The sequence below is a fragment of the Adhaeribacter pallidiroseus genome, assembly GCF_003340495.1.
GTDB lineage: Bacteria > Bacteroidota > Bacteroidia > Cytophagales > Hymenobacteraceae > Adhaeribacter > Adhaeribacter pallidiroseus.
Window position 1 is genome coordinate 5,299,059 of the sequence record NZ_QASA01000001.1, and the last position, 19,314, is coordinate 5,318,372.

Sequence of the window (19,314 nt, forward strand, 5' to 3'; positions counted from 1 at the left end):
TAAACCTTGAATTCTCGTCTAAGAACTACCGCTAGATGCTAATTCTTCCATCGGTTACTTCTATCCTTCAGGCACATCTTTTCAATCTAGAATTGAAGCATGGAAAGCATTTCTCCTTTCGGTAGTTCCCGGGCAGTATAGACAAGATTGAGCTCTTGATTGGCATGGGTTTTTTCTAATTTTAGTAGCTCTTTTACAGCTATGGTCATGTTTAAATCCGATCCGGTGGCATCGGCAAATTCCCATTTCTTTATTATATTACCTTTCGCATCTTGCAGGGCAACGCTGCGGTTGGTGCCCGCGCCGTTTTTGATAGTGCAATGGTTATAACGAATGCGCAGCTGATCGGTATCTTTAGCTGTACGCAGCGGAAGCACCCGTAAGTTCAACGGCTGATTTACCCATTGTTTTAAAAGGAGTTGATCGTTCAGATAGATCGAGTAACTGTCCAGGCCAAACTTAGCGGTGAAACTAAAGGCAGCACCGCTTAGAATAATCAGCGTAAATAACCTGATAAACGCTTGATTGATTTTGATCTTTTTCATAGGATAATTTTTAAGTTTTTTAAAATTCTTATCCTAAATTAACCGAATGCATTATAAATCAGGAAAATAGTAGACCAACTACCAGAATAGTAGATATGGGCTGTTTATTATTACATTCGTCTATTATTTAAGTAACTGGTCGATATAATTTCGCCGCCTTCTTACTTTTTGTTTCTTTACCACGAAAGTTTACCAAGCCCCATTACCGCTTCTTTACTCTGTACCGATGGATCTGCTGGATAGAACCTTGAAGCTGCCTTTTTCCAATCGCCGTGTTTCTTTAAAATACGCCTTGATCCACAGCGCTTATTGGGTACTGATTACCGGATTTTTTATTTATGAGAAAAAGTACCTGATTCAGAAAGCGAATTTGCCTTATTTTATAATTTGTGTAGCCGGCCGGGTAGGGCTCCTGATCGTAATCGCTTACTTAAATCTTCAGTACTTTTTACCGCGCTACCTTTTAAAAAAACAGTACCTGGCGTATTTTATAGCGGTTATCTTGTCTGTACTTGGGTACTTAATGGTGCAAAGTTTGTTCGATTATTACTTGTACGGGTACGTGGTAGGCCCCTTGCGCGACAGCCGGTTACTGGGAACTTTGTCGTATAATTTTTTTAGTACTTTATGGTACCTGGGTTTAATGCTCGCGCTTAAATTAAGTCTGGACTGGTACGGACAGCAGCTGCTTATTCAAAAAATTACGGTCGAAAACTAAATGCGGAAGTGGATTTTCTGCGGGCCCAAATTAATCCGCATTTCTTATTTAACATCCTGAATAACCTGTATGCGCTCACGCTTAAAAAATCAGAGTTGGCTCCGGACGTGGTGCTTAAGCTAGCCGATCTGATGGAATATATGTTATATGATAGTACCGCTGAAAAGGTATTATTGGAGAAAGAAGTGGCCTACCTCCGCAACTATTTTGCACTGGAACAACTTCGGGTTAATGGCAATTCAGCGATGAGTTTACAGGTGAACGCCAACTTTAACGGTCAGGAAATTGCCCCGCTGTTGTTATTGCCTCTGGTAGAAAATGCTGCTAAACACGGGCTGAATACCCCTGGAGAAAACAACTGGCTAACCGTAAATATCGGGTTGCGGCAATCTACCTTAACGGTGATCGTGGAAAATACAAAACCGCCGGTGGTGAGCAGTAAAAGTAAAGGCGGTATAGGCCTCGGTAATCTACGAAAACGGTTAGAGCTACTCTATCCGGCGCGGCATTGCCTGCAACTGGAGGATAAAAAAGATTGCTTCTGGGCCAGGCTGATAGTTGAACTCTAAGGTATTCACAAAATAAAAAATTTAGTTATGCTACGAGTGGTAGTAGTGGATGATGAGCCGCTCGCGTTGGAAGTATTGGAGGGCTATTTAAAAAAACAAGCGGTATTCAGGCTATTACCTTATTTAGTAGTGCCCGGCAAGCTTTACAATACTTCGAAAATCAAAAAGCAGATGTATTATTCCTGGATATAGAAATGCCCGAAATAACGGGAATTGCGTTTCTGGAAAAACTAACTGATCCGCCACTTACCATTTTTACCACCGCCTACCGGAACTATGCTTTTGAAGGATTTGAGCTAGGTGTCATTGATTTTTTATTAAAGCCCATCTCCTTTCCGCGATTTACCATAGCCATGGAGAAGGTTCAGGACTTTATTTCCCTTAGAAAACAAAACACCCACTTAGAGCCGGGTACACCTGCTCCGGAATTTATTTTTGTAAAAAGTGGGGTAAACAGAATTAAACTTTACTTTAACGAGATAACCCATGTGCAAGGGTTAAAAGATTACGCCATCATTTATACCGCATCCGGCAAAATTGTAATTAAGGGATCGGTAAAAATGGTGCAGGAAATGTTTCCTCTATTACTTTTCATCAGGGTGCATAAGTCTTTTCTGGTAGCGAGTAAAGTTATTAAGCGCATCGAGCGTAATCAGATTATTATCAGTAACTATCACATTCCCATCGGCAGAAATTACCGGGAAGACGTAGAGAAAAAGATTGGAATGTAATTAAAAACTACCTGAGTATGGGACCCCAGGTACCTGTTAGGGAGAAGTTAATTTTAAATGGTTTTAACAAGCTACTGGAAAATCGCTGGTTCTAACCTAAAAACAAAAAGCGGCCTTTTTGAGGGCCGCTTTTTTTAAAATTTTACTCTGTGGACAATGGACTATCGTTTGTAGACTAAAAACTAACTTTTCAAGCTGCCGGTCATGTCTTCGGGGCGCACCCAGTCGGTAAATTGCTCATCGGTAACGTAGCCGGTGTTGATGGCGGCTTGGCGCAGCGTAGTACCTTCTTTATGCGCTTTTTTGGCGATTTCGGCGGCTTTGTAGTAGCCAATGTGCGGGTTAAGCGCCGTTACCAGCATTAACGAGTTTTCCAGGTGGCGCTGAATAATTTCGTGATTGGCCTGAATCCCATCGGAGCATTTTTCGGTAAACGATACGCAGGCATCGCCTAATAACCTAGCGGATTGCAATACATTGGCCGCAATTAAGGGCTTAAACACGTTCAATTCAAAATGGCCCATCGAGCCACCAATCGATACGGCTACATCGTTACCCATTACCTGAGCACAAACCATGGTTAAAGCTTCGGGTTGCGTTGGATTTACTTTACCCGGCATAATGGATGAACCGGGTTCGTTGTCCGGAATAATAATTTCGCCGATGCCGCTACGGGGGCCGGATGACAAGATGCGGATATCGTTGCCTACTTTCATGAGGGCAACCGCCGTGCGTTTTAAGGCGCCGGATAATTCTACCATGGCATCGTGCGCGGCTAAAGCTTCGAACTTGTTGGGAGCCGTAACAAATGGATAACCGGTAAAATCGGCAATTTTTTGCGCTACCAGTACATCGTACCCTTGCGGCGTATTTAAACCGGTTCCTACGGCTGTTCCGCCCAGAGCTAATTCTTTTACAACTTCTAAGGCGTTATTAATAGCGCGGATGCTGTTATTAATTTGTTGCACGTAACCCGAAAACTCCTGACCCAAAGTCAGGGGTGTAGCATCCATAAAATGCGTGCGGCCGGTTTTTACCACGTCTTTAAATTCTTCTACTTTGCGTTGCAGCGAGTCACGCAGGGTTTGCAGGCCGGGCAAAGTAATCTCGGCTACTTGCTTGTAAGCCGCAATGTGCATGGCCGTCGGAAAGGTATCGTTCGACGACTGCGATTTGTTTACGTCGTCGTTGGGGTTAATTTGCTTTTTTTCGTCGTTTAAAGAACCACCCAGTAACACGTGCGCGCGATTGGCAATTACTTCGTTCACGTTCATGTTGCTCTGGGTACCCGAACCAGTTTGCCAGATCACCAGCGGAAACTCACCATCGTGCTGACCGGCTAAAATTTCGTCGCACACCTGGCTAATGATATCGCACTTATCTTGCGGCAATACGCCCAATTCCAGGTTCGCGTGCGCGGCGGCTTTTTTCAGGTAAGCAAAGGCATACACAATTTCTTTGGGCATGCTGCCTTCCGGACCAATTTTAAAATTATTGCGCGAGCGCTCGGTTTGGGCTCCCCAGTATTTATCGGCAGGCACGTTTACCGGCCCCATGGTATCTTTTTCTACGCGAAAATCCATATTGTTTTTCTAAAAAGGTAAGTTTTACAAAACGGCTCGAAAGTAAAGAATAAATTCTCGAAAGCAGCGCGAAAAGCGGTTAAAAGTAGAAAGGAACCCCACCGCCTACGGCACCTCCCCTAAGAACAAGGGAGGAGAGGCGGCTTATGACATTTAAGGCGGCTAATTTTAGCTCGTAACAACTTTAATCGGTATATTTTAATTTTAAATTAAAATACCTGCGACAGGAATTATTAGAAATTCTTTCTTTTAAAGTTTCTTGGAATAAATTAAAAACAGCATACATCGGCGAGAAACATGCTATGCAGCAATAGCCGCCTCTCCTCCCCTGTTCTTAGGGAGGTGCCGCAGGCGGAGGGGTTTACAAGTAATTGAGCAACAGTAAAACCAAGCCCACAATTACAATTAAACCGCCTAAACCACCCAGGATCGGCACGATTAAACCCAAGAGCGCCACAATTAAACCCAGAATAATTACCTTAATAGCCACATCATTGGTTACAGGACCTTCGGCTATTTTTTTACTGTCTTTCAGCTTTTTAATTTCCTTTTTCGCCGTTTTTATCTCTTTCTTCACGGCTTTTAAAGTGGCTGCTTTTTCGCGGAAAGTAGCTTTAGGCGTAGTAGCCGTCGCGTTTTTAAGAGCTGCTTTTACTGCTTCGTTCCGGCTGATTTCGGCGGTTAGTTCGGCTTGCTTTGCTTGCTCCGGCGATAAAAAAACGGCCAATTCTTCGGTAGTGCTGGCCGTTATGGGTGCAGCTTCCGGGGTAGCTAATGGCGCGGTAGCTTTTTCCACTCTTTTAAATTCTGTGGGATGGTTCGAGAACAACAGGCGTTGCGGCTCTTGCGAGCAGGAGCTTACCAGAATTGCTAAAAACAAGGCCAAAACAGCATTAACCGGACGGGTAGAAAAAGAGATAAAGTTTTTCATAATATAAGCGGATTAAATAATTTAAATCTGATATACTGTTCCTCTCCTAAAAAAGATGTGTTTTTTCCTTTTATGCCCGGTATTTCTCTTAAAACCATTAGAATTCAACTCACTACATTATTGCATACGCAGAACTATCAAATTGATGCGTTAAAGAACGAAAGGCTTTGAAGAATATACTTAAAGCAAATGCGGACATTAGATATAATTGGGGTATAAGGCTACTTCGGTTAAAAAATTCGGATTGAAAAAGTGGAATTATAATTTAATTTGATTTCATTTGTTGGAACCCAATAAGTTTTTTTAAATTTTCGAGGATAACTGTAAATGGGCCAGGGGCTTTTACCAGCATACTTTCCGTTTATGCTGATAAGTAGTTACAATTTGTTTCAAAATTTAAAAAATTAAGATAAAAGAAGACCAGTCCACTCCGGCTGGTTTTCCTGTTTCTACTATATGATCACAACCTCCTCTCCTACGCCACCTTCTAAGCTCAAGCAGCTGCTGCAAATACCCGTGATCGTAGCGGCCCTGGGTTATTTCGTAGATATTTACGACTTACTGCTGTTTAGCATTGTGCGGGTGCCCAGTTTAAAATCCATGGGTTTAGCCGGCGACCAATTACTCGAAGACGGCTTTTTTCTGATAAATACGCAAATGTCTGGTATGTTGGTAGGCGGCATATTGTGGGGCATTTTGGGCGATAAAAAAGGACGGCTCTCGGTATTGTTCGGGTCTATTTTGCTGTACTCACTGGCTAATATCGCCAATGGTTTTGCTGTTACGGTTACCCAGTATGCTTTGCTGCGCTTTATTGCCGGTATTGGTTTAGCCGGAGAACTCGGGGCTGGCATTACGCTGGTAGCCGAAATTTTACCGAAAGAAATCCGGGGTTACGGCACTTCGCTGGTAGCTTCGGTAGGTATTTTGGGCGCGGTGCTCGCCTACTTTATGGCCGATTTATTTGACTGGCGCATTGCTTATTTTATTGGCGGCGGTTTAGGTTTATTGCTCCTGGTGTTGCGGTTCAGCGTTTTTGAATCGGGGATGTTTACCCAAGTTAAAGAACAGGAAGTAGCGCGGGGCAACTTTTTTCAATTATTTTCTTCGGGCCGCACCTTTGTTAAATACTTGCGCTGCATTTTTATTGGCTTGCCCATTTGGTTTGTAATTGGTGTGCTGGTTACGTTTTCGCCGGAATTTGCGGTAGCTATGGGCATTGCGGAACCAGTGCAAGCGGGCAAATCCGTGATGTTTGCTTACCTGGGTTTATCGGTCGGCGATTTAAGCTCCGGTATTATTAGTCAGTATTTCAGGAGCCGGAAAAAAGTAGTGCTGGGTTTTATTTTGCTGAGCATTGTTTGCGTGTTAAGTTACTTGTTGATTGATTTACCTACGGCTAGTGCTGTTTATTTTACCTGCATGGCTCTGGGCTTTTCCATTGGTTACTGGGCTTTGTTTGTGACCATTGCGGCCGAACAATTCGGTACCAACATCCGGGCGACGGTGGCTACCACGGTGCCTAATTTTGTGCGGGGCAGTTTAATCCCGGTAATCTGGCTGTTTGGTTATTTTAAAACCCACACCGGCCTGATGCAAAGTGGGTTATTAGTGGGCACGCTCACGTTTATTATTGCCTTGGTAGCGCTCTGGGGCATGTCCGAAACTTTTGGCAAGGACCTGGACTTTATCGAACGGTAATCGGCGTTGTTCTTGGCAAAATCTACAACATTTAATCTTCTCCGGAGTTAATACAGGAAGGACTAGCTACTGCTTGCCAGAGAAAACGTTGCTGTGCGGTACGCTGTCCCGATTATTTTAAAAAATTAACTTATCCGAATGTATGGATCCATATTACGCCAATAAAATGGCGACGAAAACGGAGTTGGAGCTGTTGGAATATTTTACTAACCACCAAAAATACGTACCAGTGGCGGTATTGGCGGCTGTAGCCGAACTGCAAAAACGAGGTCGCTCCTTCACCGAGGCCGAACTAGCTACTTTAGAACCCGAGCGCCAGGCCGTAAAACAGGCCGCTCAAGCCGAAGCCGCCCTGGAAGCGGAAGCAGAAACAGAAGAAACCGGCGAAGTATCCCGTTTGTACACGCCCAATGCCATTGTGGGGTTTTCTATTTTTTTTAGTTTATTATTTGGAGCGATGTTGCTGGCTACTAACATCCGGGAAATGAATAATCGGAAAGGGAGTTGGGTAGTAATTGGCTTTAGTATTGTTTACATGGCCATAGAAGTAACGCTTTTTCAGCTATACCGCAACTCTACTTTAACTTTAGGTTTAAACTTGATTGGGGCTTTAATTTTAAATTTTTACTTCTGGCCCAAGTACATTGGCCTGGAACGGGACTACGAAGCCAAACCCATCTGGCGGGCCTTGCTCATTTCTATTCTAATTATATTGCCCTTAATTGTTATTGTTAGCTTAATGCCGCAACAGCAATAGGCGGTTTTGCCTTCAATAAATAATAAGTATCGGGACAAAAATAAACGTAAGGATATTTCAAGGTAATGTTTTAGTTATCAATAGTTTATAGGTCGAACAACGAACAACTAATAACGACCAACTACTTATTAAAAATTAATTTTAGCTACTACTACTTCAAAGCTTTAAAGCGTTTTGTCGCAGATCCAAACCAAACTTCGAAAGTTAAAATTAAGGTAGAATCTGTTAATTCTTTAATTTTAAATTCTTTACTTTTTACAGGGTCTTTTCTGAACCGGGATTTTAGAATTAACACCGATTTGGTATAAGATAAATGCCACTCTCCTACCATTGTTTCACCAGAGTGATAAGTTGTTTTGTACTTATTATTTTGAAAAAACTCGGTTATATGCATTATAGTATCCGAAACGTGTGCAGGCTTCCGATCAGCTCCAAAGTAGTAGATAAATTTCCACTTTTTATTTATTAGTTTACTATTTGGTGCTGATTCTTCGATAGTAATAGTAGGCCTTTGTTGAATTACTCTAGCCGGAATATTCAAGTAAAAAGACTTCGCGAAATCTATGTGATACAATAAGCAAATAATTGATAACGTAAGAAAGTTTACCATCTTTGATTAGAATTTTAACAAAAAGTATTTTGAGGTGTGTTGAAAAAGACGGACAGTTAATTTGCTTAGTTGTTAGAATATAATTGTTCAAATTTAACTGGACTTAGGTAATTTAAGCTGGAGTGTCTTCGTATTGGATTGTAATACATTTCAATATACTCAAAGATTTCGGTTTGGGCATCTTCTTTATTATCAAAAGCCCCCTCCTGCATCAATTCCGCCTTAAAGCGACTAAAACAGGACTCCATAAAAGCGTTATCATAAGCATTACTAGCCCGGCTCATACTCTGGCTAGCCTTCTTATCACCCATCAATTTCCGGAAGGCATTGCTGGCATATTGCCCACCTCGGTCGGAGTGGATAATCAAGCCTTCCTTCACCGACCGGCTCTGATAGGCTTTTCTAAAAGCGGCTATTACCAGTTCTTCTTTCATATTATCCCCCAACTGCCAGCCGACTATTCGGCGGGAGAATAAGTCCAGCCATACCGCCAGATACAGAAAACTACCAGTAGCCATAGCAATATAAGTGATATCTCCCACCCAGACCTGATTCGGAGCCTCAGGGAAAGGCTGCTCTAACAACAGGTTAGGACTTATCGGGTAAGGGTGCCGGCTATCCGTCGTGCGAGGAACAAAGCTGCGCGGCTGGATGGCCCGGAGTCCGTGCTTTTGCATCACCTGACGAATCCGGTAAGAGCCAGCGTTTACTCCCTTTTCTTTCAGTTCAGCTAGCAGGCGTCTAACGCCATAACGACGGCGGTGTTTCTGAAAAGTATCGATGATAGAAGTTTGCATCTGGTTTTCTGTTTGATTATTGCGCTTTGATTTTACTGATAACCAGCTATAATACGCACTGCGGCTTAGCTGAAGCACCTGGCATACTACCTGTACCGGCCATTTTTGGGTATGCTGCTGCACAAAACGATACCGTTCTTTTAAGTCTGTCGGCTGAAAATGGCTAACGCTTTTTTTAAAATGTCCCGCTCCAGCTCTAGTTCCCGGATGCGTCGCAGCAAAACCTGCTGGTCAGTAGTGGCGGATGCATTTTCTCTCCCAACTGCTCCTTTGTCTTCTTGACGACTCCGCCACCGATAGATGAGGTTCTCGCCAATGCCCAATGACTCGGCCACTTCTTTTACCGGCCGACCATTAGAAACCATCTGCAGTACTTGCTGCTTGAAATCAGCATCGTACTTGCGACGCTTTTCTGGAGTCTTTTTTTCTTTCATCTGGATTTGCTAAGTTAAGCAAATCAACTGTCCGTATTTAGTAGAGCATCTCATTTATCCAGAATAGTAAGATACATAAAAAGGATAAAGTATGTGCTAAACTTCATTCTCTATAAAAATGTTTCTTGCAATTTGCCTGCAATATAGGGGATAAATTAAATTGCTTATTTCAGTTTTCCTTATTTGCTGCTATCCAACTGCCCTGCCTTTATTTCACCGTAGTTTAAGTAATCTTGCCTGTCACATTTATCTGGTCGTTCATTCTCCGTTAAGAGATTTGCCTTACTTCTTTCATTTATTTTTTAAATTTTATAGCCATTTGATGACGAAAAACCTCTACATTTTTGTTTTATAAAGACGGACACATTGGCTTGAGAATATTAGATTTTTCTGCCTTCTGGAAGTTTTCCGTTACCTTTATTCACTCAGAAAATACTAAATGGCGAAAATAAAAACCTCTTACTTCTGTCAAAGTTGTGGCGCGCAATCGGCGAAATGGATTGGCCGCTGCCCGGCTTGCGGCGAATGGAATACCTACGTAGAAGAAGTACTGCAACGCGAAGAAGCGGCCGGTCCGGCTTCCTGGAAATCTTCCTCGTCGCTGCAAATCTCCAATAAACCCCGGCCCATTGCCGAAATCAGCTACTCCGAAGAGTCTCGTTTTGATACCCACGACCAAGAGTTAAACCGGGTACTGGGCGGCGGCATTGTACCGGGTTCCATGATTTTAATCGGCGGCGAACCCGGCATTGGTAAATCTACTTTAATGCTGCAGATTGCTTTAAATTTAAAAAAACAGCGGGTTTTGTACATTTCCGGCGAAGAAAGCGAGCAGCAAATAAAAATGCGCGCCGAACGCCTGGGCGCGCAACATCCGAACTGCTTTATTTTAACCGAAACCGGCACCCAAAATATATTCAAGCAAATTGAGCAACTGCAACCCGAAGTTTTAATCGTTGATTCTATCCAAACCTTACATTCCGCTTTTATTGAGAGTGGGGCGGGCAGTATTTCGCAGGTGCGGGAATGTACGGCCGAGCTGTTGAAATACGCCAAAGAAAGCGGCACGCCGGTATTTTTAATCGGCCACATTACCAAAGAAGGCAACCTGGCCGGGCCGAAAATTCTGGAACACATGGTAGATACCGTTTTGCAGTTCGAAGGCGACCGCCACATGACGTACCGCATTTTACGAACTACAAAAAATCGGTTTGGCTCTACGTCCGAATTGGGCATTTACGAAATGCTGGGCACCGGTTTGCGACAAGTAAATAACCCCTCCGAAATCTTAATTTCGCAGCGCGAAGAAAATTTTAGCGGCATTACCATTGGCGCGACGCTAGAAGGGAACCGGCCGCTATTAATTGAAGTACAAAGCTTGGTAAGCCCGGCTACCTACGGTACGCCGCAACGCTCCAGCACCGGCTACGATGCCAAACGCTTGAACATGTTGCTGGCGGTATTAGAGAAACGCAGCGGTTTTAAACTAGGCTTGCAAGACGTGTTTCTGAACATTGCGGGCGGTATTAAAGTAGAAGATCCGGCCATTGACTTAGCCGTGTGTGCTTCTATTTTATCGTCGTTTGAAGATCTGGCGATTCCGCATACTACTTGTTTTGCCGCGGAAGTAGGTTTAAGTGGCGAAATACGGGCGGTAAACCGCATTGATAACCGCATTGCCGAAGCCGAAAAGCTAGGCTTTCAGGAAATTTATATTTCCAAGTTTAACTTAAAAGGCATCGACCAGAAAAGATTGGGCATAAAAGTAAATGCGGTAAGTAAACTGGAAGAGGTTTTAAGCTCTTTATTTGGATAAATAAAAGAAACGGAAATGGTTTTATTGAGGTATAGGGATAAAAGTCAAAAAGTTAAGGTAAAATAGCGATTGTTCTATCGGATTTCATAAATTCGAACCACTAGATAATACGACTGACTATTCAGGTGATTAAACGCAATAATATAAACCTGTTAAAACCGCTACGAAGAACTTTTTATACATAAATAATTAATCCAATCCGACCTGAAGCCCTGGTTTCCACCGCGTGAAATCAGGGCTATTTCATGTCCATATCTCCGCAAAGGCCAGCGTAGTAGTTTTTTAATTTCAGATAAGTTCTTCCGTTCTGGTTTTAAATGCGTACTAAACAGATTGATCTGCTGACTTAAGAACACCGTTTCCCGGCAAAAATTTAAAAAAACGCGATGGTAACACTATTCTAAAAGGTGGATGCCTCATTTTAGCGCAACAAGAAAGTTTTGCGTAGGTCTTATCCGTTTGTTCGTTAATATTGTACTTTGTTTTTGTTGACTATTGGCCATGACCGGAAAATTGCACGATGCTTTTAATTTGTTTTCTAAACTTACCTGGCGGCGGGCCGGTAACATGGGGCAGGTGGTAAGCAGCTACCTTTTATCAAAGCTTACCAAAAAAGCAAGGCACTGGGGCCACCCCATTAGTATTTCCTTCGAGCCGACTACCTCGTGCAATTTGCGGTGCCCCGAGTGCCCCAGCGGTTTGCGCTCGTTTACCCGGCCTACCGGCATGTTACCCGAGCATTTATTTAAAAATACCATCGACCAACTGCACCAAAAGCTGCTTTATTTAATTTTTTATTTTCAGGGCGAACCGTATCTGCATCCTCAATTTCTGGAAATGGTACAATATGCTTCGGCTAAAAAAATATACACGGCTACTTCCACGAATGCGCATTACCTTACCCAGGAAAATGCCCGTAAAACCGTAGAATCAGGTCTGGACCGGCTTATTATTTCCATCGATGGCACTACCCAGGAAACCTACCAAGCCTATCGTGTGGGCGGCAGCTTAAACAAAGTTATCGAAGGTACCCGCAACCTGCTTAAATGGAAAAAAGAGTTAAAATCCAGAACGCCCTTTGTAATTTTTCAATTTCTGGTAGTACGTCCCAACGAACACCAGTTAGCCGATGTTAAAAAATTAGCCGCAGATTTAGGCGTAGATGCTATCTGGTTTAAAACCGCCCAGATTTACGATTACGCCCAAGGCTCTCCCCTAATCCCGACCATTGATTATTACTCGCGCTACCAGCACAACGGTAACGGTACGTACCAGATTAAAAATAAACTACTCAACCATTGCTGGCGCATGTGGCATTCGTGCGTTATAACCTGGGATGGCTTGGTTGTACCCTGCTGTTTCGATAAAGATGCCGAATACCGAATGGGCGATTTAAAAACGCAAACCTTCCGGGCCTTGTGGCGTGGCACTACGTACCAAAAGTTTCGGGGAGCGGTTTTGAAATCGCGCAGCCAGGTAGAGATGTGTAAAAACTGCACCGAGGGCACCAAAGTATGGGGTTAAGTTGGTCAGAGATTGTTGATTTTTGGCAATTATAGGATTTTCGCAAAAGCTGGCAGTGAAGACACTGCCCAGGAGCGGTGCCATCCTTTGTGTCTTCACAAACGGCTTTAAATGTATTGGGCGATAGCCCTAAATTATTTAGAAAACAATAACTTACCTGCCTGTTCCCGAAAATTCTTACCTGGTTTACCGGTTATTTTACATGGAAAACAAACTAATTACCATTGCTACTTTTCCGGATGCTTTAAAGGCCCAGATCATGCGCGGTCGCTTAGAGGCTGAAGGCATACCTGCTTTTATTGCTGATGAACACACCATTACCAACCAGCCTTACTTGTACATGGCCTACGGCGGCGTACGCCTGCAGGTAGCCGAACAAGACCGGGAACGGGCTCAGCAAGCCTTACAAGCCAGTGAACCATTTTCGGTAGATCCGGCTCCGGAGCATTTCCCGGACCAATGCCCCAACTGCCACTCCCCTAAAGTAACCGAAACAACTTCCATCAACCAGCCCTCGTTATTAAGCCTGCTCCGTAACGTATTAACGTTTCGCGACCCACAAACACCTGTCCGGCGATTTACCTGCGCGAATTGCGGTTATAAATGGATCGTTGAAAACTAAAAAAATGACTCAATTGGAAGAAGCCTTAAGTCTGTTAATTAAAAAACTGGAGATATGGATGAAGCAGCTTATTTTAATGCTGCCCAACCTGTTTATTGCGCTCATCCTTTTAGTGGTTACCTTTTACGTAGCCCGGCAAATGCGCCGGTTCTCGGAAAAATTACTACCCCGCGTATCGCACAGTGCCGCCTTGAATAACTTATTTGCCACCATGGTGCAAACCGGTACCTTGCTAGTAGGCGTTTTCTTTGTGCTTACCATCTTGAAACTCGATAAAACAGTTACTACCATGCTGGCCGGGGTGGGAATTATTGGTTTAGCCCTGGGTTTTGCTTTTCAGGATATCGCGGCCAACTTTATTTCGGGGGTAATTATTGCGGTACGGAAGCCATTTGGCGTGGGCGATGTCATCGAAACCAACGAATACTTTGGCACCATTGAGCGCATTAACATGCGCACCATTGATTTACGGCGGGTAACCGGCGAACTGGTAAAAGTACCGAATCGTAAAGTGTTTGAAAGTGTAATGGTTAATTACACCCATTACGGCATTCGGCGCATTGATTTAAGAATGGGCGTATCGTACGCCGAAGACCTGGAACGCGTGCAGCAAATTGTGAAAGAAGCCGTAAACGGCATTAAAGGCATGATTGAAAACCGCGAAGTGGAAGTAGTATACGATGAGTTTGGCGATAGCTCTATTAACTTCCTGGTGCGATTCTGGATACAGTACAAACGCCAAACCGACTACGTGCACGCGAAAAGCGCGGCCATTATAAAAATTAAAAAAGCGTTTGATGCCGGCAATATTCAAATTCCATTTCCGATTCGTACGCTGGATTTTGCCATTAAAGGCGGCGAATCGCTGAACCAGCAGTTAAAAGAAACCTTAGAAAAAGCCCGGAGAAACGCTTCGCAAAACGGTAAAAAAGAAGCGGAAGATTCCTAAACCTTCCGCTTTTTTAAATTTTTCATGTCTTAACGTAATCAAGTACGTCAACAAATTTAGCTGTATTATAAACTGGTTATTAGTAAGCAATTAATCGAACAACTAATAACCAACAACGAACAACTATTAAGTGGTTTTATTTAATTTCTTACCTAAGTTCTCTACTTCTACCAGAAACTCATCTACTTCCGCATCGGCCATGGGGCCATACGAGTTGCTGATCGTGCCTTTGGTACCATCGTTACATTCCACGGCGTACAAAATAGACATATCGTCCGGATCGGTTTCGCCTTCGAAACGGAAAAAATTGACAATGCGCACTTCTTCTACCCCGTAGGATTTATCGCTGTTAAGCGAACGCAGGCGACCATCCGCAATCCGAAAATCTTCGGTAAAACCTTCGCCGTTTAGGCGGGCTTCCACTTTAACCAGCGTGGTTAATTCTTCTTTATCTTGCATAATTTTATAATTTTTAAATTTATAGGCCAATCAAAAAATAGTATAGCCGCTATACGTAAAAACCGCAACTTGTTTGGCGATGCATAGCAATTATTTAGACCATGGCGTTAATTTAAAGGGTAACCTTTAACTTAACGGCCAACAATCCTGCTTACGTACTTCCGGATTTTTGTTATACGTAATTTTTGTATAAAAAAAGAAATAATCTATTTCTGCTAAACAAAACGGTTTAATTATGAAGAATGTATTATTCCTACTTCTACTTTTTCTGTTGCCACTGAGTTATGTTCAGGCTCAAAAAGCAAAAACCGATACCGGTGACTCGGCGGCCATTCTGCGGGTATTAAACAAGCAAGTAGCCGCCTGGAACCAAGGCAACATTCCGGAGTTTATGCGCACTTACTGGAATTCGCCGGATTTAGTTTTTGTATCGGGCACCACGGTAACCAAAGGCTGGCAACCCACGCTGGAACGGTATCAGAAAACGTATAGTTCGCGGGAAAAAATGGGAATTTTAAAATTTACTAATTTAAAGGTGCGCGCGGTAGCCAAAGATTCCGCTACCGTTTTAGGCAACTGGGCTTTAACGCGAGCCAACGATCATCCGCACGGGGAGTTTATTCTAAAACTTCGGAAGCTTAATAACCAATGGTACATTGTGCGGGATCAAACCAAGCAATACTAGTTACCTCCGGAAAGTGGATCGAAAAAAGCTTTTAAAAGCAGGCTTAAAGTTAAAAAAAGAGGAAAAATTTAAAAATTAACGAACCGGGGCAGATTTGGTTTCCAGGTCTTTCTTAATCTTTTCAAAATCAATGGTAGAACAGGCGCCTCCACAACCTTTGGCGCAGCCACCGCCCGCTTTCGGCCGGAAATTAGCAATTAGTAACCGGATGACGTAGGCGGCCGCTAAAGCAAAAACAATAAAAATGATAATTTCCTGTACCATAGTTAGGCGCGATTTTCGGGTATTCTGCCCGTTCTTTTATAACTATTGCCGCCGTGAAAAAGTTTAGTAGTAGTTTTCGTATTGTAGTTTGTCTTATAAATAGAACTTATAAAAACCTGTTGTAAAAATTTACTACTTATAGCTTACAACTTCCTTCTTACCATTACCAATACTGGGCAATTACTTGCAGCATTTCGGCGTGAACCTGGCCGTTGCTGGCCACTATTTCGCGGTCAAATACCGGGTCGCCGTTGTTATCGGTAAACAGGCTGACGTAACCACCCGCTTCTCTTACCAAAATTACGCCCGCCGATACATCGTAGGAATTCAAATTAAATTCAAAAAAGCCTTCGAAGATACCTTTGGCCACGTAAGCCAAATCTATCGCGGCGGAACCTAAACGGCGCACCCCGTGCGATTGCTGCATGTACGCTTTTAAAATTTGCAGATAGGTATCGGTTTTGCCGAAATCGGTGTACGGATAACCGGTTACTATCAACGAGTCCGAAAGTTTTTCTATACCGGATACACGGATTGGTTTGTCGTTGCAAAAGGCGCCGCCGCCTTTGGTGGCGTAAAAACATTCGTCGTGGCTTACTTCGTAAATTACGCCCAGCACAATTTCGGCGTGTTGCATTAAGCCAATGCTGATGGAGAAAAGCGGCAAACCGTGCATAAAGTTGGTGGTGCCATCGAGCGGGTCGATGATCCAATTGTATTCGGCGGCCCGCTCCGTTACGGTTCCTTCTTCGGTAATAAAACCCGCTTCGGGCAAAATTTGCTGCAATTCCTTTACTAACTGTTCTTCGGCTTGCTTATCTACGTACGATACCAGGTCGTTTAATCCTTTGTGTTCAATCTTGCTGCGGTCAAAAGACTGGGCTTCGGCCCGGATAAAAGCGCCGGTAATTTTGGTAATAGCAATTACTTTTTCACACAATTCGGGAAGCAGCATAAAGCAAATTTTTTAAAATTTAGATATAAAACAGATAAATGCCGCAGTTTACTGCTAAGCGCCGCAAAGGTTATGAATACTCCGGAATATTTCGGTATCAGAAGGTAGATTTGTTTTGGTAGGCCGGCTTTTTTTGTTTTTCGTGCAGGTAAATAAATGCGGCCCGTAAACCGAGTAACCATACCAACGGAAAAAATGCCGGATGGTACTCCTGCGGTAGCCAGCGCCATAGTATTAACAATAGAGCCATTAAACCAGCAGTTAATAAAAAGTAATTTTTTAAAAAATCACGAGTTTTTCTTTGGAGTAAAAGCAAAGCTAGAGGCAAATGTAAAGGTATGGCCCAGAGTAAATTTAAGTTTTTAGGAAAAGCCTTATACTCCGAACTGGTTGTTAAAAACAGTAAAACAAAGCCCAGCAAACCGGTTAGGCCAAAAATTATAACATCAAACGTATAGGCGGCGCGTTGCTGCTGCCATTGCCAAAAAGTGAGGAGCGCTCCTAAGCCAAACAAAAGCCAGCAAACAACCATTGGTTTTAAAATAGAATCTGTAGTAGGTTGGGGTGCCGTAGCTTTAAATAGAGTAGTAACCGGTTGCGCAAACGCGTACTTACCGGTAGCCGAACTTACGGTAGCCTTAGCAAAGCTTTCTTGCAGGTAATCCGGGATAAACATGTATTGGGTCACGGTTGCTTGCTGGTCGCTGGGTAAACCCATGGCCAGGTCTACCCCAAAATCGGCCCACGGAAAAGGATTCTGGTAAATGCCCACAATCTGCCGGAAACTTTGCTTTTTTTGACCTACCGCCGGGTCGAATTTTAAGTTGGAATGTAAGGTGTTGGTAAACACATCCCGGATGCGGGTAGCGCAATTATCAAAAAAGAAATCATAATAATACTCGCGGTTTTCGGGCAGGTAGTTGGTTTGTAAAAACCGGAATACTTCGTTTTTCTGCTGAGGAGTTAAATTAAGGACTTGCTCGTAAACCGACCGGTTATAGTACTGGTAAGCCGCTAAAAAATCCGAAAAGTCGGATACAGCCAGTTTGTACTTGAGTTTGCCCATTACAAATTTGGGGTAGAAGTTAGGCGTTCTAAAATCAAAAGTGCCGTAATTAAATACGTAATCAATGCCATAGCTAGGATCGTTCACCCGGATAGCGCTGTGCCCGTACATGGAATATAATTCGTCGCCGGGCGAACAGGTAATTAAGCTAATGCGCGCGTCTGGTGATAAACTTTGGGCTTGGATTGATCCGCTGCTGAAGCCCCAAAAGCATAAAACCAGCAGCAGGCACTTATTTTTAAAAAAACGAGGTAAAGTCATGAATAAATTTTAAAAATACACGCGAAAGAGTTAGATAAGTCTAGCTTATATGTCATTAATAGTTTACCAGTTATTTATACCCATCGAGAAAATACAATAGGCAAAGCTAAATAGGTATTTACACTAAACGTAATTACGGAGTGGTTCATTTTGGCGGATCCATTTATTTCGAGCCTTCCAGTACCAGCACAAACTCACCTTTAATTGCTTTTTGCTGAAATATGCCAATAACCTCGGCCAGTGTGCCGGTAATTGTTTCTTCAAACATTTTGGTAAGTTCCCGCGAGACCGATACCTGGCGTTCTTCCCCGAAAACTTCTTTAAATTGTTCCAGGGTTTTAAGTAAACGGTGCGGCGATTCGTAGAAGATCATGGTTCGTTCTTCGGTTACTAAACTTTGCAAGCGGGTTTGCCGGCCTTTTTTAATGGGTAAAAAACCTTCGAAAGTAAACCGCTCGGAGCTAAAGCCCGATTTTACCAGCGCCGGCACAAACGCGGTTGGGCCCGGCAAGCACTCTACCGCTATATTGCTTTTCAGACATTCGCGCACCAGTAAAAAGCCCGGATCCGAAATAGCGGGCGTACCCGCATCCGAAACCAGCGCCATTTTCTCGCCTGTCAGCATGCGTTGTACTAAATGGGCGGCGGCTTTGTGTTCGTTGTGCAGGTGGTGGCTGTGCATGCGTTTTTCAATACCCAGGTGCTGCAACAGTTTCCCGCTCGTGCGGGTATCTTCGGCCAAGATCGTATCTACTTCCTTCAGGATGCGAATGGCGCGTAAGGTAATATCTTCGAGGTTGCCGATGGGCGTAGGTACCAGGTACAGCCTGGTTTCGTCGGTAGTAGCCATACGTCAAAGGTAGGTAATTTGGATGAAGGAAGAAGTTATTTTGCGCTACCTCTATTTACTTTAAAGAATAAGCTGCGGCTATTTCGTCAATGCGTTGCGCTAATTTGTGATCGCGTTTGGTAACCGTGTTACTAGCGTCGAAGGTGTACAATTCAAAGCTTACCACATTATACATATTGCGCCACTCCGGATGGTGATCCATTTCTTCGGCTACGGTGGCTACTTCCGTCATAAAGGCAAAAGCCGATTTAAAATCGGGGAACCGGAAAGTTTTCTTTAATCGGTTATCTGTTTCAACCCACATTATCTAAAATTAAATAAAGGCTTTTATTTACTAATTGATCGTTGTAAAAGGGTAAGCGCGGCAGCATGTAAGTCTTAATAGTACTGATACATACTTGCCTGACCTTAAAAATATAGTATTATTCTACTTTAAGTTACGAGTTTTCAACTTTTTAGCCTAAATAAGTACAACGAAATAGAAATT

General features: G+C 43.3%; 23 protein-coding genes. 11 read left to right on the plus strand and 12 right to left on the minus strand.

Annotated elements, in window-relative coordinates; genetic code table 11:
- Positions 1-86: 86 nt before the first annotated feature.
- Positions 87-545, minus strand: a complete 459-nt coding sequence (locus AHMF7616_RS21060; protein WP_115374684.1) for a hypothetical protein — start codon at positions 543-545, stop codon at positions 87-89.
- A gap of 226 nt (positions 546-771) precedes the next feature.
- On the opposite strand from AHMF7616_RS21060, the gene AHMF7616_RS26810 reads away from it, so the two are divergent.
- The 4 genes from AHMF7616_RS26810 to AHMF7616_RS21070 are packed head-to-tail and all read left to right on the plus strand — an operon-like array spanning position 772 to position 2,563.
- Positions 772-1,263: a hypothetical protein gene (locus AHMF7616_RS26810; RefSeq protein WP_199474297.1), complete on the plus strand. Its 492-nt coding sequence runs from the start codon at positions 772-774 to the stop codon at positions 1,261-1,263.
- Between the two features lie 8 nt (positions 1,264-1,271).
- Positions 1,272-1,832 (plus strand): sensor histidine kinase, encoded by a 561-nt coding sequence (locus AHMF7616_RS26815; protein ID WP_199474299.1) that lies wholly within the window; start codon positions 1,272-1,274, stop codon positions 1,830-1,832.
- Between the two features lie 27 nt (positions 1,833-1,859).
- Complete coding sequence (locus tag AHMF7616_RS27280) at positions 1,860-2,024, plus strand: hypothetical protein (RefSeq protein ID WP_233507692.1); 165 nt, start codon at positions 1,860-1,862, stop codon at positions 2,022-2,024.
- Positions 1,946-2,563, plus strand: a complete 618-nt coding sequence (locus AHMF7616_RS21070) for a LytR/AlgR family response regulator transcription factor (RefSeq protein WP_233507781.1) — start codon at positions 1,946-1,948, stop codon at positions 2,561-2,563. Before AHMF7616_RS27280 ends, AHMF7616_RS21070 begins: the two co-directional genes overlap by 79 nt.
- Positions 2,564-2,745: 182 nt before the next feature.
- Here AHMF7616_RS21070 and fumC read toward each other — a convergent pair whose 3' ends face one another.
- Together fumC and AHMF7616_RS21080 are read right to left on the minus strand one after the other, a co-directional pair.
- Positions 2,746-4,146, minus strand: coding sequence for a class II fumarate hydratase (fumC, locus tag AHMF7616_RS21075; RefSeq protein WP_115374685.1), 1,401 nt, complete (start codon positions 4,144-4,146; stop codon positions 2,746-2,748).
- 361 nt (positions 4,147-4,507) lie between these two features.
- Entirely contained in the window at positions 4,508-5,077 is a 570-nt protein-coding gene (locus tag AHMF7616_RS21080; protein ID WP_115374686.1) for a hypothetical protein, read from the minus strand.
- A 456-nt stretch (positions 5,078-5,533) separates the two neighbouring features.
- Here AHMF7616_RS21080 and AHMF7616_RS21085 point away from each other — a divergent pair, with 456 nt between their 5' ends.
- A complete protein-coding gene (locus AHMF7616_RS21085; protein WP_199474301.1) occupies positions 5,534-6,778 on the plus strand; it encodes an MFS transporter in 1,245 nt (414 codons plus the stop codon).
- Between the two features lie 142 nt (positions 6,779-6,920).
- Complete coding sequence (locus tag AHMF7616_RS21090) at positions 6,921-7,535, plus strand: hypothetical protein (RefSeq protein ID WP_115374687.1); 615 nt, start codon at positions 6,921-6,923, stop codon at positions 7,533-7,535.
- Positions 7,536-7,686: 151 nt separating this feature from the next.
- Here the strand turns inward: AHMF7616_RS21090 and AHMF7616_RS21095 are convergent, their stop codons facing one another.
- From AHMF7616_RS21095 to AHMF7616_RS21105, 3 genes are all read right to left on the minus strand, one after another.
- The gene (locus AHMF7616_RS21095; protein WP_147275747.1) at positions 7,687-8,076 is read right to left on the minus strand and encodes a hypothetical protein; all 390 of its coding nucleotides are present in this window, start codon (positions 8,074-8,076) and stop codon (positions 7,687-7,689) included.
- Positions 8,077-8,210: 134 nt separating this feature from the next.
- The gene (locus AHMF7616_RS21100) at positions 8,211-9,065 is read right to left on the minus strand and encodes an IS3 family transposase (RefSeq protein ID WP_115373200.1); all 855 of its coding nucleotides are present in this window, start codon (positions 9,063-9,065) and stop codon (positions 8,211-8,213) included.
- 17 nt (positions 9,066-9,082) lie between these two features.
- Positions 9,083-9,376, minus strand: a complete 294-nt coding sequence (locus AHMF7616_RS21105; RefSeq protein WP_115373199.1) for a transposase — start codon at positions 9,374-9,376, stop codon at positions 9,083-9,085.
- Between the two features lie 439 nt (positions 9,377-9,815).
- On the opposite strand from AHMF7616_RS21105, the gene radA reads away from it, so the two are divergent.
- The 4 genes from radA (at position 9,816) to AHMF7616_RS21125 (ending at position 14,287) form a co-directional block, all read left to right on the plus strand.
- Positions 9,816-11,192 carry a DNA repair protein RadA gene (gene radA / locus AHMF7616_RS21110; RefSeq protein ID WP_115374689.1) on the plus strand — a complete coding sequence of 459 codons (1,377 nt, stop codon included), beginning with the start codon at positions 9,816-9,818 and terminating at the stop codon, positions 11,190-11,192.
- Between the two features lie 501 nt (positions 11,193-11,693).
- Positions 11,694-12,716, plus strand: coding sequence for an SPASM domain-containing protein (locus tag AHMF7616_RS21115; RefSeq protein WP_115374690.1), 1,023 nt, complete (start codon positions 11,694-11,696; stop codon positions 12,714-12,716).
- A 202-nt stretch (positions 12,717-12,918) separates the two neighbouring features.
- Entirely contained in the window at positions 12,919-13,338 is a 420-nt protein-coding gene (locus tag AHMF7616_RS21120; RefSeq protein ID WP_115374691.1) for a putative signal transducing protein, read from the plus strand.
- 4 nt (positions 13,339-13,342) lie between these two features.
- Positions 13,343-14,287, plus strand: a complete 945-nt coding sequence (locus tag AHMF7616_RS21125; RefSeq protein WP_115375715.1) for a mechanosensitive ion channel family protein — start codon at positions 13,343-13,345, stop codon at positions 14,285-14,287.
- 126 nt (positions 14,288-14,413) lie between these two features.
- Here the strand turns inward: AHMF7616_RS21125 and AHMF7616_RS21130 are convergent, their stop codons facing one another.
- Positions 14,414-14,746 (minus strand): hypothetical protein, encoded by a 333-nt coding sequence (locus tag AHMF7616_RS21130; RefSeq protein ID WP_115375716.1) that lies wholly within the window; start codon positions 14,744-14,746, stop codon positions 14,414-14,416.
- A gap of 235 nt (positions 14,747-14,981) precedes the next feature.
- On the opposite strand from AHMF7616_RS21130, the gene AHMF7616_RS21135 reads away from it, so the two are divergent.
- The gene (locus AHMF7616_RS21135) at positions 14,982-15,431 is read left to right on the plus strand and encodes a YybH family protein (protein ID WP_147275748.1); all 450 of its coding nucleotides are present in this window, start codon (positions 14,982-14,984) and stop codon (positions 15,429-15,431) included.
- Between the two features lie 75 nt (positions 15,432-15,506).
- On the opposite strand, the gene AHMF7616_RS21140 is transcribed toward AHMF7616_RS21135, so the two are convergent.
- The 5 genes from AHMF7616_RS21140 to AHMF7616_RS21160 all read right to left on the minus strand — a co-directional run bounded on the left by AHMF7616_RS21140 (position 15,507) and on the right by AHMF7616_RS21160 (position 19,131).
- Entirely contained in the window at positions 15,507-15,695 is a 189-nt protein-coding gene (locus AHMF7616_RS21140; protein ID WP_115374693.1) for a FeoB-associated Cys-rich membrane protein, read from the minus strand.
- A 163-nt stretch (positions 15,696-15,858) separates the two neighbouring features.
- Positions 15,859-16,650 carry an inositol monophosphatase family protein gene (locus AHMF7616_RS21145; protein WP_115374694.1) on the minus strand — a complete coding sequence of 264 codons (792 nt, stop codon included), beginning with the start codon at positions 16,648-16,650 and terminating at the stop codon, positions 15,859-15,861.
- 97 nt (positions 16,651-16,747) lie between these two features.
- Complete coding sequence (locus tag AHMF7616_RS21150; protein WP_115374695.1) at positions 16,748-17,977, minus strand: Lnb N-terminal periplasmic domain-containing protein; 1,230 nt, start codon at positions 17,975-17,977, stop codon at positions 16,748-16,750.
- A gap of 163 nt (positions 17,978-18,140) precedes the next feature.
- Positions 18,141-18,827 (minus strand): 16S rRNA (cytidine(1402)-2'-O)-methyltransferase, encoded by a 687-nt coding sequence (gene rsmI, locus AHMF7616_RS21155; RefSeq protein ID WP_115374696.1) that lies wholly within the window; start codon positions 18,825-18,827, stop codon positions 18,141-18,143.
- 55 nt (positions 18,828-18,882) lie between these two features.
- The gene (locus AHMF7616_RS21160; RefSeq protein WP_115374697.1) at positions 18,883-19,131 is read right to left on the minus strand and encodes a 4a-hydroxytetrahydrobiopterin dehydratase; all 249 of its coding nucleotides are present in this window, start codon (positions 19,129-19,131) and stop codon (positions 18,883-18,885) included.
- Positions 19,132-19,314 lie beyond the last annotated feature (183 nt).

Bases quoted from the DNA above. Each gene is read 5' to 3' on its own strand.
- radA (WP_115374689.1), top strand. From the start codon at position 9,816: ATGGCGAAAATAAAAACCTCTTACTTCTGTCAAAGTTGTGGCGCGCAA.
- AHMF7616_RS21060 (WP_115374684.1), bottom strand. From the start codon at position 545: ATGAAAAAGATCAAAATCAATCAAGCGTTTATCAGGTTATTTACGCTG.
- AHMF7616_RS21085 (WP_199474301.1), top strand. From the start codon at position 5,534: ATGATCACAACCTCCTCTCCTACGCCACCTTCTAAGCTCAAGCAGCTG.
- AHMF7616_RS21125 (WP_115375715.1), top strand. From the start codon at position 13,343: ATGACTCAATTGGAAGAAGCCTTAAGTCTGTTAATTAAAAAACTGGAG.
- AHMF7616_RS21160 (WP_115374697.1), bottom strand. From the start codon at position 19,131: ATGTGGGTTGAAACAGATAACCGATTAAAGAAAACTTTCCGGTTCCCC.
- AHMF7616_RS21150 (WP_115374695.1), bottom strand. From the start codon at position 17,977: ATGACTTTACCTCGTTTTTTTAAAAATAAGTGCCTGCTGCTGGTTTTA.
- AHMF7616_RS21115 (WP_115374690.1), top strand. From the start codon at position 11,694: ATGACCGGAAAATTGCACGATGCTTTTAATTTGTTTTCTAAACTTACC.
- AHMF7616_RS21090 (WP_115374687.1), top strand. From the start codon at position 6,921: ATGGATCCATATTACGCCAATAAAATGGCGACGAAAACGGAGTTGGAG.
- fumC (WP_115374685.1), bottom strand. From the start codon at position 4,146: ATGGATTTTCGCGTAGAAAAAGATACCATGGGGCCGGTAAACGTGCCT.
- AHMF7616_RS21105 (WP_115373199.1), bottom strand. From the start codon at position 9,376: ATGAAAGAAAAAAAGACTCCAGAAAAGCGTCGCAAGTACGATGCTGAT.
- AHMF7616_RS27280 (WP_233507692.1), top strand. From the start codon at position 1,860: ATGCTACGAGTGGTAGTAGTGGATGATGAGCCGCTCGCGTTGGAAGTA.
- AHMF7616_RS21130 (WP_115375716.1), bottom strand. From the start codon at position 14,746: ATGCAAGATAAAGAAGAATTAACCACGCTGGTTAAAGTGGAAGCCCGC.
- AHMF7616_RS21135 (WP_147275748.1), top strand. From the start codon at position 14,982: ATGAAGAATGTATTATTCCTACTTCTACTTTTTCTGTTGCCACTGAGT.
- AHMF7616_RS26810 (WP_199474297.1), top strand. From the start codon at position 772: ATGGATCTGCTGGATAGAACCTTGAAGCTGCCTTTTTCCAATCGCCGT.
- AHMF7616_RS21120 (WP_115374691.1), top strand. From the start codon at position 12,919: ATGGAAAACAAACTAATTACCATTGCTACTTTTCCGGATGCTTTAAAG.
- AHMF7616_RS21145 (WP_115374694.1), bottom strand. From the start codon at position 16,650: ATGCTGCTTCCCGAATTGTGTGAAAAAGTAATTGCTATTACCAAAATT.
- AHMF7616_RS21140 (WP_115374693.1), bottom strand. From the start codon at position 15,695: ATGGTACAGGAAATTATCATTTTTATTGTTTTTGCTTTAGCGGCCGCC.
- AHMF7616_RS21080 (WP_115374686.1), bottom strand. From the start codon at position 5,077: ATGAAAAACTTTATCTCTTTTTCTACCCGTCCGGTTAATGCTGTTTTG.
- rsmI (WP_115374696.1), bottom strand. From the start codon at position 18,827: ATGGCTACTACCGACGAAACCAGGCTGTACCTGGTACCTACGCCCATC.